Annotated in this window: 16 protein-coding genes; 9 read left to right on the top strand and 7 right to left on the bottom strand. The window is 40.4% G+C overall.

The window, feature by feature from the left end; genetic code table 11:
• Window positions 1-160 precede the first annotated feature (160 nt).
• Window positions 161-559, top strand: coding sequence for a hypothetical protein (locus QZ738_RS16455; protein ID WP_293788826.1), 399 nt, complete (start codon window positions 161-163; stop codon window positions 557-559).
• A 175-nt stretch (window positions 560-734) separates the two neighbouring features.
• Here QZ738_RS16455 and QZ738_RS16450 read toward each other — a convergent pair whose 3' ends face one another.
• Window positions 735-1,097 carry a response regulator gene (locus QZ738_RS16450; RefSeq protein WP_293788825.1) on the bottom strand — a complete coding sequence of 121 codons (363 nt, stop codon included), beginning with the start codon at window positions 1,095-1,097 and terminating at the stop codon, window positions 735-737.
• Between the two features lie 403 nt (window positions 1,098-1,500).
• On the opposite strand from QZ738_RS16450, the gene QZ738_RS16445 reads away from it, so the two are divergent.
• The 5 genes from QZ738_RS16445 (at window position 1,501) to QZ738_RS16425 (ending at window position 9,697) form a co-directional block, all read left to right on the top strand.
• Window positions 1,501-2,082: an RNA polymerase sigma-70 factor gene (locus QZ738_RS16445; protein ID WP_293788824.1), complete on the top strand. Its 582-nt coding sequence runs from the start codon at window positions 1,501-1,503 to the stop codon at window positions 2,080-2,082.
• A gap of 55 nt (window positions 2,083-2,137) precedes the next feature.
• A complete protein-coding gene (locus QZ738_RS16440; RefSeq protein ID WP_293788823.1) occupies window positions 2,138-3,310 on the top strand; it encodes a FecR domain-containing protein in 1,173 nt (390 codons plus the stop codon).
• 262 nt (window positions 3,311-3,572) lie between these two features.
• On the top strand, window positions 3,573-7,082 hold the full coding sequence (locus QZ738_RS16435; RefSeq protein WP_293788822.1) for a SusC/RagA family TonB-linked outer membrane protein: 3,510 nt from the start codon (window positions 3,573-3,575) through the stop codon (window positions 7,080-7,082).
• A gap of 50 nt (window positions 7,083-7,132) precedes the next feature.
• On the top strand, window positions 7,133-8,548 hold the full coding sequence (locus QZ738_RS16430) for a RagB/SusD family nutrient uptake outer membrane protein (RefSeq protein ID WP_293788821.1): 1,416 nt from the start codon (window positions 7,133-7,135) through the stop codon (window positions 8,546-8,548).
• Between the two features lie 30 nt (window positions 8,549-8,578).
• Entirely contained in the window at window positions 8,579-9,697 is a 1,119-nt protein-coding gene (locus QZ738_RS16425) for a TlpA disulfide reductase family protein (protein ID WP_293788820.1), read from the top strand.
• A gap of 358 nt (window positions 9,698-10,055) precedes the next feature.
• On the opposite strand, the gene QZ738_RS16420 is transcribed toward QZ738_RS16425, so the two are convergent.
• The 6 genes from QZ738_RS16420 to QZ738_RS16395 form a co-directional block, all read right to left on the bottom strand.
• Window positions 10,056-10,679: a hypothetical protein gene (locus tag QZ738_RS16420; protein WP_293788819.1), complete on the bottom strand. Its 624-nt coding sequence runs from the start codon at window positions 10,677-10,679 to the stop codon at window positions 10,056-10,058.
• 77 nt (window positions 10,680-10,756) lie between these two features.
• Entirely contained in the window at window positions 10,757-11,428 is a 672-nt protein-coding gene (locus tag QZ738_RS16415) for a hypothetical protein (protein ID WP_293788818.1), read from the bottom strand.
• 90 nt (window positions 11,429-11,518) lie between these two features.
• A complete protein-coding gene (locus QZ738_RS16410) occupies window positions 11,519-12,256 on the bottom strand; it encodes a hypothetical protein (protein WP_293788817.1) in 738 nt (245 codons plus the stop codon).
• 74 nt (window positions 12,257-12,330) lie between these two features.
• Window positions 12,331-12,507 (bottom strand): hypothetical protein, encoded by a 177-nt coding sequence (locus QZ738_RS16405; protein ID WP_293788816.1) that lies wholly within the window; start codon window positions 12,505-12,507, stop codon window positions 12,331-12,333.
• A gap of 133 nt (window positions 12,508-12,640) precedes the next feature.
• Window positions 12,641-13,279, bottom strand: a complete 639-nt coding sequence (locus QZ738_RS16400) for a hypothetical protein (RefSeq protein ID WP_293788815.1) — start codon at window positions 13,277-13,279, stop codon at window positions 12,641-12,643.
• A 20-nt stretch (window positions 13,280-13,299) separates the two neighbouring features.
• Entirely contained in the window at window positions 13,300-13,947 is a 648-nt protein-coding gene (locus tag QZ738_RS16395) for a hypothetical protein (RefSeq protein ID WP_293788814.1), read from the bottom strand.
• Between the two features lie 369 nt (window positions 13,948-14,316).
• Here QZ738_RS16395 and QZ738_RS16390 point away from each other — a divergent pair, with 369 nt between their 5' ends.
• The 3 genes from QZ738_RS16390 (at window position 14,317) to QZ738_RS16380 (ending at window position 16,773) form a co-directional block, all read left to right on the top strand.
• The gene (locus QZ738_RS16390) at window positions 14,317-14,859 is read left to right on the top strand and encodes a Crp/Fnr family transcriptional regulator (protein WP_293788813.1); all 543 of its coding nucleotides are present in this window, start codon (window positions 14,317-14,319) and stop codon (window positions 14,857-14,859) included.
• Window positions 14,860-14,933: 74 nt separating this feature from the next.
• Window positions 14,934-15,842, top strand: coding sequence for an NmrA family NAD(P)-binding protein (locus QZ738_RS16385; protein ID WP_293788812.1), 909 nt, complete (start codon window positions 14,934-14,936; stop codon window positions 15,840-15,842).
• An 85-nt stretch (window positions 15,843-15,927) separates the two neighbouring features.
• A complete protein-coding gene (locus QZ738_RS16380) occupies window positions 15,928-16,773 on the top strand; it encodes an alpha/beta hydrolase (protein ID WP_367268604.1) in 846 nt (281 codons plus the stop codon).
• Window positions 16,774-17,049: the final 276 nt, after the last annotated feature.

The following is a 17,049-nucleotide window of genomic DNA, read 5'->3' as shown; positions in this document are numbered from 1 at the left end:
TTTGTCGAGTCCAATATTGTAGCGTTTAAACTTGTTTTTTAGTTTATGTAGTTAAAAGCGGGAATTCGTGCATTTTGTTTTTCGATCATCTACACTGTGCTTATCGAACACAATTGTATCATCCGGCATAAAAATATTTACACATTAATTAAAACTGGTTATGAAAAATCTATTAGTTATCACTCTCGCCTTGTTAATGGTAATCTCCTGTAAAAAACAGCCTTCTAATATTAGCCCGCTTGCCGGTAAATGGGAATTGAAAGCAGCCATAGATGGCTTGACAGGAACAAAAAAAGTTGTGGCCTCCGGAAAAGGAAATACATTTATATTTACCGATAAGGAATATGAAAAGAGAGAAGATGGTAAAGTGGTAAAGACAGGAAGCTATTCGATAAAAGCATTCACATCTATGATTACCGGAAGGCAGGAGAAACAAATTTTATTTGACGGTAGAGAAAGTGAAACTAAAAATTACTTTACGATTAACCACGACACCCTAACACTTTCACTTGATGCTTATGATGCATCATCAACTATATACGTTAAGATACCTAACTAGGCATTATTCTTTATGCTGTAAATATTATTCTCATTAAAAATGCTGTTTAAAACCGAAATAACAAATATGTTGGCGTCTTGGACACCGTTATTTGATTTCTCAGTGCTTGAAAAGGCGCTTCCGAATATTAACTAAGGCGGCAGGAATCGTGATAACAATGTGAAAAAGCATACATCTAAACCATCATTTCAGAAGCGCGCGCCAGGAGATCATCAACATCGAAAGGTTTATTCATGAAGCCATCTGCTCCACACTCTCTTGCTAAAATATCTCCGTTCGACTCAGCCGACATCAATAGAACAGGTGTTTTATTATCCGGATATCGCAACTTGAAAATTCGGCATAACTCATTGCCATTATACCTGGATCCTACGAGCCTGATATCCATTATAATCAAACGAAAGTTTTGTTTATGAATAAATTCAGGATCAGGCGCAACGGTGAGTACCGTAGTATGATAACCTGCCATTTCAAAGATCACCTGAAATACCTCACTAATATCCTCGTCATCCTCAATTATAAGTATATATTTTTCCATCGTTATCGATTTAAAGTGATGCCAATACGGTCACGGCGATCGAAGTCGAAGGCGAATAATAGTATCTTGGGTATAAACGCAGATCAGGTAAGAAAGTTTCAGAAAAGTTTAAAAAATTTGATTCAAGTGTGTTTTTCAAAACCAGTCTGTTTATATTGATTTTCAAAAAGTTATTTTGAAATGTCACACTGATAAACCGGAAACTATTTCCTTCCATGTTAAATACTGCTTGAATTCGACTTGCTATTTTCTTTTTGCCTGATTTATTTTTTTAATATCATCCCGATAAAAGAAGATGGAAGGCAATGCCAGCCATAAATAAAGCACAGCCTTTTTTGATGGAATAATCATTTCGTAAATTCGTTGCTTTTAGCTAACTATGTTGCTCATTAAATTTTAGTTAATGGAAGGAGAGGAAAGTAAAACACTTAATATCGACCAATTTGAATTGATGTTTCGCAGCAATCATCAATTTCTATGTGCTGTGGCTATGGAATATGTTCATGATCAGTTTACAGCAGAAGATATGGTGCAGGACTTTTTTTTAGACTTCTGGCAGAGGCGTCATACCATTCAACTGACCACAGGTTTTGAAGCCTATGCGCGCCGGGCTGTAAAATATAAATGCATCGATTTCATACGTAAAAGTGCAGCAACCGAAAAGAGAAATTCGATGCTTAACATCTTGGAAGAGGGGCAAGAAGACGTTGATGAGACGGAATTTAATGAAATCAGACACCGGCGTTACCTAAAAATTGTAGAATTGGTTCAGAAACTTCCGGAAAACAGGCAAAATATCTTTATCATGCATGCGATAGATAAAATGAGCTATTCCCAAATCGCTAAAAGGCAAAGTATTTCCATTAATACGGTCAAAACACAATTAAGTAGGGCGTATTCTGCACTTCGGAATCATTTAATTCTGTTTTGTGCTGCTTTTGTTCATTTTCAGGGTATTTTTAAATTTATTTTGGAAAAAAAATAGAAATTTTTCGATTTGCTGTCACCCATTATCTATGCATCTACGACAGTGTTGTAATATGGATAAAGATTTCAGCAATTTTACTCCCGACTGGAATAAGATTTTAGACAAACTGGAAGCAGATGAACAGTTGTCAGATTCTCTGAATGCCGATGAACAGCTATTGCTAGCGGAACTTCGTGCCATCAGGGAAGAATCTGCTGACGCACTAAAAGCCTACTCTTTTTCTGATACGGATAAAAAGTGGGCTGAATTGAAAGCGCAGATTGAGCCAGCAGAGGTTGTAAAGCCGAGGGCTAGGCGACGTAAACTTTGGTTCAGCATTGCAGCTGCTGCAGTTTTATTCATCATAGCCATCAGCGTAATTTATAACAAATATCAGCGGCAGCCACAAAATCTCGTCAATGTTATTGTGAACGATATTTCTCCTGGCAAAAGTGCTGCTACCCTCACCTTAGATAATGGCAAAAAGATAGTCTTGTCTGCTGTCAATAATGGCCAGCTGGCCGGTGAAGCAGGAATCATCATCAGTAAAACTGCTGAGGGGCAACTCATTTATACTGCAACAGAGTGTAAAGATACCGATAAGATACACCTGCATACTTTATCAACTGCCAGAGGTGAAACTTACCGCCTTCGTTTGCCAGATCAAAGTGAAGTATGGCTGAATGCATCCTCATCGATCAAATTCCCGGCATCATTTGCATCGGCGAAATTTCGTGAAGTGGAACTTACCGGTGAAGCCTATTTTCAAATCGCAAAAGATAAAACACATCCTTTTATTGTAAAAACTAATCTTCAGGAGGTAAAGGTATTGGGTACGCATTTTAATGTGAATAGCTATCCTGATCATCGCAAAGCAGTAACTACACTTATTGAAGGAAGCGTGCAGGTGTCCAATCAAGGAAAACAGATAAAAATCATTAAGCCTGGAGAGCAATCGACAGTACAGGATGGGCAGGGTATCGAAATTTCGCCCGCAGACATTAAAAATGTAATGGCCTGGAAAAATGGTTATTTCCGTTTCAGAAATGAGCCCATTGAAGAGGTAATGGGAAAAATCAGTCGTTGGTACGATATTGAAGTGGTGTATGCCGGTAAAATATCTGGTGAGCGGTTTAATGGAAACATTTCGCTTCATAAAAATATCAGCGAAGTGCTGAATATGCTCAGCTATTCGAACGATGTGAAATTCAAAGTTGAAGGAAGGAGGGTAACCGTTATACAATAGAAATCTACAAAATCTAATCTATCGGAAATTCAGAATCATTCCCGGGACCACAACGGGCTATGACGCAGAATAAATTTAAATACCAGCCCGACGCCAATCGAACTGGTAATAAAAGTCCGGTAATTAACCAAACAGTTAACTAACCGCTAAAAGCCGCGAACTCGAAATACAAGGCTCAAAGCAAAACCAAACTTATCAAATGTACCAAATTTGCACCAAACCAGTGCGCTTTCTTAGCGCGCAACACAAACTATGGAGAGTTATGAAGCTAACCACTTTACTCATACTTGCTTTTATCATGCAGGTAAGTGCGGGCACCTACGCACAAAAAATTACCTTGTCGGCCAAAAATGCCGGGCTATTTACCATTTTTGACCAGATCAGCGACCAAACCGGTTACGATTTTGTGATCACCAACTCGGTGTTAAACAGTTCCAAAAAAGTTACAATAAACGTTAAAAATGCTGAACTGAAAGACGTTCTTGATCAGATATTCAAAAATCAGTCGCTGGATTTTACGATTGCCAACAAATCCGTACTCGTAAAAAAGAAGGAGCCTGCATTATTGGAAAAAATTATTAAACAATTTCAGGCCATAGATATTACTGGCAGAGTACTCAACGAAAAGAATATGCCTCTTCCTGGCGCTACCGTAAGTGTAAAGGGATTGAAGAAACAGGTGGTAACCAATAGCGATGGTGAGTTTAAATTGGAGAATGTTGATGAAGATGCTGTACTGGTAATTTCCTTTTTAGGTTATCAGACCCGAGAAATCAAGGCTTCGCAAAATCCTGGCAATATAATACTAGCCATTCAAACCAGTCAGTTAGATGAAGTGACCGTTTCAACAGGTTACCAAACGCTCTCGAGAGAACGCGTTACCGGATCATTTTCGAAGGTATCGTCCACACAACTGGATCAACAGCGGTTAAGCAGTTTACCTTCGCTGCTGGAAGGCCGTATACCGGGTTACAACAATGGTCTGATCAGGGGTACCACATCTATGAACGGTTTGGTACAACCATTATACGTAATTGATGGTTTTCCTGTAGAAAACATCAATTTAAATGCGAATAGCAGAACTGTAACAGAAGGTATACCCGGACTGAATCTGGAAGATATCGAGAGTGTTACGGTGTTAAAAGATGCCGCCGCGGCTTCTATCTACGGTGCAAGGGCCGCAAATGGTGTAATTGTTATTGTCACCAAGAAAGCAAAAATTGGCAAGCCGCAAATTTCTGCCTCCAGTACATTTACCATATCGCCATACCGGTTCTATACTGATAATCTCACCAGCTCGTCAGATATCGTAGAACTAGAGAAGGAATGGGCAGCCAATAACCCGAATTTGCGCGGCGCTAATGCTGCTAGTTATGCGTCCAACCTATTGCAAAATATGGCCTATCCGAGCCAGGGTATTAATGCCATTCTTAAAAATGCTGCCGGTACGCTATCGCAAGCAGATCTCAACACCAGATTAGCGCAACTGGCGGCTGGTGGATATCAGTATTATGATGATGTAGAAAAGTACAGCAAGCGTAATCCATTTTACCAGCAGTATAACCTGAGCGTAGGGAATGCTACCGAAAAAAATGCATTGTATTCTTCGGTAACCTATCGCAATAATAAAACGCAGGATAAATTTGCGGGTGATGAATCTGTTGGTATTAATATTAACAACACCACACAGATCACCAAGTGGCTGAATATGGAATTGAGTACATTCCTTTCATATGCTGAAGCAAATACCCAACCCTATAAAACCTTATCACCAGGATATGCCTATTTACCTTACGACCGTTTGGTAAATGCCGACGGAAGCAACTTTACTTCTACTGCAGCCTCACGTTTATCGGCCAATACCATGACGCTGATTAATAATAACCGTCTCTATAGTATGGACATCAATCCATTAAATGAGCAGGAAATGAACCTCGGCAAAACAAAGAATTTCACCAACAGGTCATTTATCAGATTTGGGATAAAAATTGCCGACTGGTTGTCCTATAATCCGAGTTTTCAATATGAGTATTCAAACAGGAGATTGGAACAGTTAAATGATAAAAATTCTTATTATGTACGAAACAGGGTAAACAGCTTTGCCTCCGTTAACCCTGTGGCGGGAGGACCAGCAATTTTCAATCTACCTTATGGAAATATCTATTATAAGGAAAACCAATTTAGCAATGCCTACAATTTCAGACAACAGCTTAATATTGACAAAACTTTTGGCGAAAAACATAGCATAACTGCAATTTTAGGATCTGAGATTAGAAACAGACGAATAGAATTCGGAAACCAGACACTTTATAACTACAATCCAAATACACTAACCTACAGTCTGTTAAACCAGCCATTGTTGGGCAGTTATCCTGGAAATATTCTTGGCGGAGGAAGTTTTACCGCAGCAGATGCGGCAGTAATGAGAGTTAACGTAGAACGTTTTGTTTCTCTTTACAGCAATGCAGGTTATACCTATGATGAAAAATACCTGCTAACCGGTAGTATTCGCTGGGATAGGTCGAACCTTTGGGGTACCAGTTCAAAATATCAGCGTACTCCGGTCTGGTCGGTGGGTGCAGGCTGGAATATCCATAACGAATCGTTCTTTAACGTAGATTGGATAAACCGTTTGAAACTTCGTGGTTCGCATGGTATAGGCGGTAACGTTTATACCAATACTGCGCCGTTTACGACATTCAATTTTAATCCCAATTACAATGTGGGTGGCTTGCAGGCCACAGTGGGTACCAGACCAAACCCACTGTTGTCTTGGGAAAAAACCACCACGACCAACGCAGGGCTTGACTTCGCAGTGTTGAAAAATCGCCTATCGGGATCAATAGATTATTATATCAAAAGAGGTACCGATTTGCTTGCCAATACGCAGGGTGTACCTACGGAGGGATTTGGTTATTCTACCTATGTCATCAATAACGGAAAGATGTTGAACAATGGTATTGAGGTGGCCCTGTCGGGCGATGTTATACGCATTAAAGATCTGAACTGGAATTTAGGTGTGCAGTATGCTTACAATAAGAATAAAGTTACCTATGTAAATGTTGAGGCACCTTTCTATATTCTTCAGCTCGATTACCCCCAATCCTTCCCACGTATTGGAAATCCATATAATGCCATTTACAGTTATCAATGGGCTGGTTTGAGTGATAAAGGATTGCCACAGGTTTACAATGAAAAAGGAGAGAAGGTATTGGCTTCGCCGACTAATCTGCAATCTATCGTTTACAGCGGAACGACAGTTCCAAAATATAGTGGGTCATTTAACAGTACGCTGGATTACAAGAACTTCACGTTATCTTTTCTGCTAACTTTCGAGGGCGGTCATAAAATGAGGAATACATTTTTACCTACGCTGGGAGCTGGCTATAATAGTGCACTTAATGGCTATGTAACACAAATTAGCACCGTAAATAAAGATATCGTAAACCGGTGGAGAAATCCTGGTGATGAGCTGACAACCAATGTACCTAAAGTGGTTTTTGCGGAAGATCCTGCCTACAACAGTCAAAGCGCCAGTATGTACGGCTATGCTGATATCAATGTGATTGATGCGAGTAATATGCGTTTAAGAAATATTTCACTTGCATACAGAGTACCGCAACTGGTGGCTAAAAAAGCAGGGATGAGTAATATACGCTTCCAGTTTAATGTAGAGAACGCTTTTACATTGGCTAAATCTCAAACTGCAAAATACATGCTTAATGGATACAGCATGCCGAATTATGTATTTGGAGCCTATCTGACTTTCTAAAAACCGTTTATACTGCATGAGCAGTAAAAGAACATTTAAAGACATAAGTGATGAAAAAAATACTTTCAAACACCATAAAATTGGCGGCTCTTGCTTCAGTGCTGAGCTTTAGCAGCTGCAATAAATTTATCGATATACTTCCGGTAGGAAACGGCCAGATTCCTACCGCGCTGTCAGACTATGAAGCCCTGCTACGCGATGAGTATGGTAACCATCGGACAGACATAACACAGGCGGTGCTCTTGCTTAATGATAAGTTTGAAACCAGTGCCAACCTGAATTACTATCCCCTCTATAAGGCAAACTATAACTGGAATGAATCGGCAGATAGGATTGCATTGAACAATGCCGATGAAGGCACTTATTACAACATGTACACCGGAATAAACACCAGCAACCTGATTATTGAAAAGGCAGCTGGTACTACCGGTGGTAGCGATGCACAAAAAGCTGAACTGATTGCGCAGGCGAAGGTACTAAGGGCCTTTGATTATGATATTTTGGCTAATTATTACGCAGATAGTTATGAAGAAGCAAACGCCGCGGCTAAATTATCGGTACCGCTGATTCTTAGTGCTGATATTGGTGCTGCTTATAGCCAGGTAACGATCAAAGAACTCTATGATTTCATGCTAAAGGACATCAATGAGGCCATTCCGGCTTTAGGCGCCACCAGTGCGACAGTGCTACATCCTAACCTGGGCGCTGCAAATGCGCTGAAAGCCAGGATACTTTTGCAAATGGGAAGATATGCAGACGCCCTGGCTGCTGCCAACGAAGCATTGAAGTACAATGATAAACTGTTCGATTGGACAGCATTTTATAATACCTACAAAACGCAGATAGAGGCCGTTAATGTATACACCAACGCCCCTTCGCCAATGGGCTTCAATTATGTAGAAAATTATTATTTCCGTCATGGCGCATCGAGCAATGCCGGCCGGGAACAGGCAATTCGTGTTGACCGTGCAACCCGTTTTGAACAGGGAGATGCAAGATTTGCTTCGCGCTGGAAACTCCGGACCGTTGGTGCGGACACTTATTACACCAGTATTACCACTGGTTTTTTCAATGTAGGTGGTTTAACCACTACAGAAGTTTATCTCATCAAAGCAGAATGTCAGGCACGTTTAAACGATGTTCCCGGTGCAATGTCTACATTAAATACAGTGAGGGTAAAAAGAATTTTTCCTGCAAACTATGCGCCGCTAAGCGCAGCTAGCACTATTGAAGCAGTAAAACTTATTCAGCGGACCAAAGCAAACGAGCTTATTTTGGGTATTACACCTTTTGCTGATGCACGTCGCCTGAATAAGGATGCCAATTACGCTGTTACATTAAGTAAAACGGAAAATGGACAAGCCTTAACCCTTGCACCAAACTCTCGTATGTGGACAATGCCATTTCCACAGGGTGCCTCAAAAAATCCAGGTAATGGAACCATCAAACAAAATGTAGAAAAGTAGATTAATGACCAAGTTAAAAGCGATAAAAGTATGAACATTTTATTTAAGAGCCTATTAACCCTTTTACCTGCAACGTTAATGTGTTGTGGAGGCCCGTTATTTGCACAGAACGGGAAGTATATGATAACCGGTAAGTTGCCTGCCGTTAACGAAAAGGTATATCTTGGTCACGAAGCCGGAGACAAATATGTAGTTACAGATTCGGCCAAAGTTATTAATGGCAGTTTTATGTTTAAAGGAACAGTTAAACAACCGGGCTTCTACAAGTTGGAAAGCAAACGCCTTAAAAACCCAATTGTTTTTATATTAGAAAATGCTGCCATCAATGTGTCTAAACCAGATAGTGTATCGCCGGTGCTGATTACTGGTTCTCCAGCGTATGATGTGTATATGAACTTTTATAATGGCCCCTGGAAAACAATCACTGCTAAAGCCGGAAATATTTACGGAAGGCTTGATCAGGTGGAGAAAGCTGGCAAAATGGATACAGCTACCCGTGGAGGCTTCGATAAAGAATTTAGAGCGCTGGATACCCTTAATATTGCAACTGTAAAAGAATACATCCTCAAAAATCCAGGTTCTGTAGGTTCTGCAGGAATTATTTACGACCGCTTTATTAGCTATCCGAATTTTCCGGTAGCAGAACAATTATATGGGATGCTCACGAAAGAGGCACGGCAATCAGATATTGGCGAACAAATTAGTGCCTCCATAAAAACTAATGCAAAAACCGCTAAAGGGAAGGTTGCTCCGGCAATTGCGATGCCGGATAAGGATGGTAAAATCGTAAAGCTGTCTGATTTTAGAGGAAAATACGTACTGGTTGATTTCTGGGCGAGCTGGTGCGGACCTTGCAGGAGAGAAAACCCAAATGTAGTTGCCGCTTACAAAAAATACCATGATAAGGGCTTTGAAATTTTAGGCGTATCCCTCGACTCTAAAAAAGACGCCTGGTTGAAAGCCATCGCAGCTGATGGCCTCACCTGGACACACGTGTCTGATCTGCAGGCCTGGTCTAATGCCGCGGTTAAGGAGTATGGCGTAAAAGCTGTACCGGCAAGCTTTCTGCTTGACCCGGAAGGTAAGGTTGTAGGCAAAGATTTGCGGGGAGAGGAACTGAATAAAACCCTGGCAGGTATTTTCAAATAATTTCTCTGTAAGAACAATTCACGAATAGCTGCGGCCCGGGCTCGCAGCTATTTTTGTTTAATAATCGATTTTTTATCACGCCTTGCAAAAAAGGGTTTGCAGGCTACTAAAACACAATTTTTTTTTCATTGCGATAGTTCGAAATAAGGTCTGGTACATCATTTATTGGGTAATCATTACATCAGCATCGATATGATGATGGATGTGTATCATAATACCCAGGCATATCTTTTTCAAGCTTATAGTTGCGTTCTTAAATTATTTTTATCCCTTAAATTGCGAATTTTATGATTTCCGAATCAATAAATTTATATTTTTTTTTGTACCATACACTTGCAAGGTGTAGCCCATTTTCTGTCTAATCATTAGCGCTGCTTGGCTTGATGCTTTCTCTTCTTTTTATTGCTAAATTTTTATGCCGCTCTATCAGCGCACTAAGTTTCTCTGATATTGAATGATATTGTTCCTCATCAAAATCCTCCAAATAAATTTTTTTGATTTGCATTTTCGCTTTAATGGTCGGGATTTTAACTAGTGCCCCTTTTTGGTTATTTGCTAAAGGATCAAAATAATACCAGTTGCCCATGTAGTCGCCAGTAAGTAGATTTATACTGGCTTCACCACTGCCGTCGTTCGTGGCGTTGCCAAAAGCGTACTCGCTCACGCCGATTAACCTCATTCGCTTTTCTTTTTTCTCGTATCTAAACTGGCAGGCATAACCCGAACGCATCCAGTTTACCTTAATTTCGAAACCACTTTTTTTGGGTTCGATGAAAGTATTATCTCCCGCCGTTTCCAATCTCTTACTTTTTATTTTTTTGAAGTTTTGGGTGGATAGTCTGCATGTAATTCTATCATCGTGTTCGTCCAGGTAAACAGTATCCATCTTTCCATCCAAATCAATGTCTTTTATCAGCTTTTTTTGTGCGTAGGTCGATAATTTTAAAATCAATATGCCTGCAATAATAATTAGTTGTTTCATATGTGCTTGCTAACGTTGTACCACCAGATAATTACGTTGGACTTAAATTTTAATTAGCGCAGTTTATTTTTTAATCGTTAATCCTCTTTGGTTATTTTGACATCAGTAAAATGGCCTAATGTTCCTGGCCCTATCCATAATCCTACACTTCCGCGGATATCTTTACCCTGCTTCAAGTCGTTTACGATCAAAGTAGGTTGAGCAGCACCATTTACATATAGCCTGGCCGTTTCATCCTTTACTACTATTTTTATTTTAATCCATTCTGCCGGCAATATGTCTACATAGGCTTCATACTTTCCCGGTGTCTCTTCTCTTAATTTCTCCCAGGAATATCCGGGAATAGAAATATACTGGCTGGAATGATTTCGGCGCAACTGATCATTTGCCCGCCCATTGGTAGGACGTAAATAGAAAACCTCCATTTTCGAAGCATCCGCGGCTGTTCTGAATGCTATCCCTACAAATCCACGGGCTGTTTCTCTCGCGTTCGCAAGTGTTTGTCCTGAAATTTTAGCTTCGATTATTCCGTTGTGAAAGTCAATATGCTTTAAGATCGCAAGTGTACTGTCTCCATTTGCTTCACCTTTTATTTCGAGCGCCAAAGCATTTTTACCTTTAAAGACAGATGCTTTAACTGTCACCTGAAATGGGACTACATCAGAAGGGATTTTTGCGCTGTTTTGTGCCTTTAAATGCAAACATAATATGGTGCTTACACACAACATATATAGCCGTTTACTGATCATAAAAGAAGTACGTTTTTATTTTTATTCATCTAAAATAAAAAAAAAGGTTTTTCATTTGGATTTTCTGATAATCTTTATCTGTTAAATCATCTAATTTCCCATTTTATTAAAAGCGTTAGTCATGATTTTGCCCGGATCGCTATCTTTAAAAAGTACAGTTGGCATTTTGTAGGTTTTGGTAATTGTGGTGCTTGGCGTATCCTCTTTCATCGTGTCAGTATCGGTTTGGGTGTAAGTGCCTTTCAACAAATTGATTTTCTGTTCTGTATGCCCGCCGGCACCCATGCTAAAAGCACTAACCTGTGTTAAAATTAAATCTTTGTTCATGTATTGATAGGTACTTTCAATGCTTCCTGCCGGACCGCTTGACTGCATAGAAATCACCAGCTTCCCGCTATCAATCTTTAGATTTTCGTAGTCGTAGATGGAGTAACCATTTTCGCGGTATTTAGGCTCCACGGCCGAGAATGATTGATCATAGCGTTTATAGTTTTCACCCTGGTTAAAAAGTACCAAAGTAGGGCGAAGTGCCGTGCTATCCTGCTTGTTGATGAGTACGATAACTACATCGTTTTGTCCATCGTTGTTCAGGTCGCCTGTAGCTTCCAAATCTATTTTGTAGTTGGCCGGAACAAAATCTTCAACGGCATTACCAGTGCCTGGAAAAACAGAACCTGCACTTTTGGAATCGGTTTGTTGAGCAACTTCCCGTTGAATTTTTACAGTATCTACGAACATTTTTTCCGTTTGCCGTTTTTTGTTTTGGCAGGCGATAATGGTTAATGAAATATTAAAAAAGAGGACAAGTTTTTGAAGCGGTTTGATCATGATATGTTGATTAACTTATGGAGACGTTATCATTTGAATATTTACTAATTATGTGACTTGTAAAAAGAAATGCTTTAATGTTGCGGCACTTCCCTGAAATTTCCTTTAGGTTTTGGTTTACCATGTTTATTAATCAGGGCTGCAATAAAAATTCTTCGGCGTAATATCACGAGCTTGGCACCAATGGCTTTAATTTTTCCATCTAAGGATGCCGCTACACATAATGAGCTGAATCCTCGTTTGCCTGCCATGGCTAAGGTTTATATCTGTTAAATAAGGCACCTGTCGTGTAGGTTTATCCTGTTCTATACCACCATTAATTATTATAAATGGCACAAACGCATAAGAGCGATGTTTAAAATATTTAATTATACGCTCTGAAAACTAATCATGTTTTTTTAAAAATGCGGCGGCTTCCACCTTTTCAAATTCTTTTTTATTCTCATCCCATACATAAGCTTTATAGTAAACGTTTTTGTCTTCCGGATTGTCCTTGCAAACGGCAGCAATAAAAAGCCTGCTTTTTTGGTTGCCCAATGCCCTATCTTCCGCAAAAAGACATGAATTTTCTTCACCTAAAGGCAGGTCATAAATTTTTCCGTCTCTTACATCAATCATAAACCCCATAACACAACCAGCGCCACAGCCAGATATGGACATTACATAGTATCCGGCAAAGTCAGCTTCTTTGGTTTGGTAAGCTTCCGTAATCCTGGTTTTAAAATCTTTAGCTTCAGGATAACTTGTCCAATCTATAGGTGCATGTTTTGTTACTTTTTCAGCATCTACCCGGTATTTTTGGAAATCTACACTATCATAATAATCAACCCGGATTTCTTCCGGTTTTTCCTCTGGCAACTGAACGGAGGGCGCCGATGGGGTAGGGGTTTCGATAGCCCTTGCTATGGTATCGGCATGATCAACTTCTGTTGCTTCTGTGTTCCGTGGTGTTACCTGGTTACAGGCGTAGGTGATGGCCAGCATACCCAGGAACAGACAATTGATCAATTTTTTCATTTTCATAAGCATTAATGCTAATTTAACTAACCAGCGATGTCGATTTTCTTAAATTTTAAATACTTGCCGTCGATCACTATGAAGCTGTAAATAATATTGTATTCCCCTTCGCTCACCTCATTACCCTCTTCATCTTTGGCATTGTTGGTATAAGCCAAATTTAAACTTAATACCTTATTGGTCTTGTTGTATTCGGCAATCAGTTTATATTTGGTATCCGTTGTGGTAGTTTCCGGCGTTTCATTATAGTTTGTTTCGTATAGCTGCTCAGATTTAATTTTAAGTAATGTTTTAACAAAATCAGCATTAAAAATTCTGTTATAATATTGTTCCAGATCTTGTTCGTAAAACAGATCAGGATTTTTGAATTTGTTTTTTCTTGCTTTTATTTCTGCGTCTGTTAAATTGCATAGACTCCAGATAGCACCTCCTTCATCAGCAATTGGAAAATCAAAGTACGTTTTAAGTTTTTTGAAATCTTTTGAATAAACCGCTTCTCTAAAATTCTTAAAGTCATCTGACCAGTTCTTTACTTTAGCATCATCTTTTGCCTGAGGTGCAACATGAGTATCTTTGACTGCAGTTTGAGCATCTCGTTCGTTTTCGGCTTTTTTTGGTGTATTGGTGCAGGCTGATAATAAAATCAATGTGAGCATTAGCTGTACAGGTTTCATTGTGGCGTTTTAAATTTTGTTTGTATAGGTTAACGCTAAAAACTTATAATGGTTTTGATATAAAGGTGTTGGGATAGAAAATGCTCTTTCAGCTGTATTGAATTCACTACGCAGCTTAAAAAATTATGCCCAATGATGGGCTTAAAGTGAAGCCAACCAGGCTTCGGGGATAGTTTGCCGATTCAGGTACCTGTGATAGATAATAATGGCGCTGGCCAGCCAAAAGTTGGCCTTGTCGGATCTTTCGCTTTAACTTACTTGTATATCAGGATTCCATATGCTTTGAATCAGCATACATAGGTAGGAGGCAACAATTCGAAAATATTAAGTACTTTTAATGCCGAATCGGATATGCAGGCGCTTAAAAATTTGATACGTTCCAGCGTTTGGTTGGAAGAAAAAGATCTTCAGCAGATTTTAGGGTATTTTACCCTGAAAACGCTGGAAAAAAGTCAATTGTTACTAAAACGCGGACAGATCGCCTCACACTATTATTTTTTAAACAAAGGCGCGCTTCGCTTCTTTTACAACGACGACCAGGAGCTTACGGCCTGGATTGTGCAGCCAGGAGAGTTTTTCACTGAAATTTCCAGCCTGAATCCGGGATTGCCTTCCAGGTTCAACATTGAGGCAGTTGTAGATACTGAACTATACTGTATCCATAAGAAAGATATGGATTTGCTTTATAAAGAAATTCCGGCCTGGCAGGAGTTTGGCCGAAAGCTTTGGGAAGGCATGGCTGTGCGTATGATCAGCGAGATCATCAGCTTCCAGACCATGACTGTAGAGGAACGTTATCTGGCATTTCTACAAAAGCCCGGTTTTATGCAATTTATTTCTGTTAAGCAGCTCGCTTCTTACCTCGGCATCACTCCGAACGCCCTAAGTCGCATCCGTAAAAATCTCCGCTAACTTCATTATCTACCAAATGGTAGTTCGGTTGCCTTCCTACAGGCATAGCTTTGTGAACTCAATAACAAAGAAAAATGGACAATATTATTTTAGTTGCGGGTGCTACCGGCAACCTGGGAGGCAGCGTATGCAAACACTTAGTCAAAAATGGTGCCCGTGTAAGGGCCTTGGTAAGGGCACAGAGCGATCAGGAGAAGGTAAATGAACTGCGCAAATCAGGGGTAGAGATTATAGCCGTCAACTTCGCAGATGAAGATGGGTTAGTATCGGTTTGTAAAGGTGTTTCCTGTGTGGTATCGGTACTCGCCGGCCTGCGCGAGGTAATTGTAACAGCACAAAGTCAATTGCTCCAGGCCGCAGTAAAAGCGGGTGTTCCCCGTTTTATTCCATCCGATTTTTGTACAGACTTTACCCAATTAAAAGCGGGCGAAAACAGAAATTTCGACCTGCGTAGGGAGTTCCAAGCCCTGCTGGAAACCAGTAACATTCAGGCTACCTCGGTATTCAACGGCGCTTTTGCCTATGTTTTGCAGTATGGCATCCCACTGTTAGATACAAAGGGAAAGACAATTGCCTACTATTCAGGAAAAGCTGACTGGCAGATCGACTTTACCACTATAGCAGATACGGCTACTTTCACGGCATACGCCGCATTGGATGATACCGCGCCCCGGTATCTCCGTATTGCTGGTTTTCAGCTAAGTCCGAACGGACTCGCAGCGCTCACCGGCCGCGTTTTTGGTGAACATTTCAAACTAAAAGAACAGGGGACACTGGAGCAATTTTCGGCTTACATTCAAAAGTTGCGGACAGAAAATCCTGATGGAGAAAACCAGCTATACCCGCAATGGCAGCAGATGCAATATCTCTACAGCATGTATGCGGCACATCATCATAAGCTTGATAATGACCGGTACCCTGGTATAAACTGGCAAACCGCAGAAATAACACTTAACGAAATAAGTAACAACAAAATAGCATAAAATGGAACAGGTATATAATGATGAGCAGCTCATTAAACATTGGCCCGGCTTTACCAGCCATCTGGTAGAAGTGAACTGAACGCAACTGCATTTTGTAGATGGCGGGGGCAAAGGCCCGGTCCTGATCTGTCTGCCCGGCTGGCCGCAAACCTGGTATTCGTATCGTGCTGTCGCGCTGCCTTTGGCCGATCATTTTAGGATTATCGTAATCGATATTCGTGGTATGGGCAGTTCGGCAACACCAGCATCAGGTTATGACAAAAAAACAATGGCTACTGATGTGTACAAGCTGATGGGCTTATTGAACATTGGTAAAGCGTATGTGTTGGGCCATGATATAGGCGGTATGGTCGCATCCAGCCTGGCGCATAATTATCCGGAAGTGGTAGAACGCCTGATCCTTGCAGATGGTCTGCATCCTAATGAAGGAATGATGCAAATAAAACTCATGCCGCCACCGGAAACTTTTGGTGAAAAAATAGATCACCAGCAACCTTACACGTGGTGGATGAGTTTTAATCAAGTTAAAGAACTGCCTGAAAAATTGCTGGAAGGACGTTACCGGTATTTGCTCGACTGGCTTTTCGATTACGTGATGGTGGACAGCTCGAAAATGCCTGATTTTGATCGGGAGGTATATGCTTACGTTTATAATCAGCCGGAACGGATACGCGCTTCCAATGGCTGGTACCAGACTTTTAATCAGGATATTGCTGATGCCAAACATTATCCGAAGTTAAGGATGCCGGTTTTAGGTCTTGCCAGCAATGTGTCGTACGGTTTTTATCAGTATACGTTGCCGATGATAGCTGAAAATTATCAGTTACTCAACCTGGAAAATACCGGTCATTATATGTTTGAGGAGAATTCGTCAGGAGTTTATGAAGCAATCATGACGTATTTGAAAAACAGAGAGCAGCGTAATGACTGAATCGCTCCGATGGTAAGTGCTTAACTAATTTTCAGTCAGTATCTTATGAAAATAAAGAGGCTGTATCATCTTTGTAATTTCATGTCTAACGTGTCACGTTGAGCCTGTCGAAACGCCTTCAGTATATTTGATGGAGGTTCTTCGACTACGCTACCATTGACGTTATTTTGCAATTGTCTATTAATGAGTGACTTGCGGAACCTATGCATTTCGGCGTAGCTAGGCCGTAGCACCGTATCTCCGTTCCGCTTAAATCCGGCCTAACAAATTTTTCGG

Source organism: uncultured Pedobacter sp., from assembly GCF_913776295.1.
In the GTDB taxonomy this organism is placed as follows: domain Bacteria; phylum Bacteroidota; class Bacteroidia; order Sphingobacteriales; family Sphingobacteriaceae; genus Pedobacter.
This window is presented reverse-complemented; position numbering and strand designations above follow the sequence as displayed.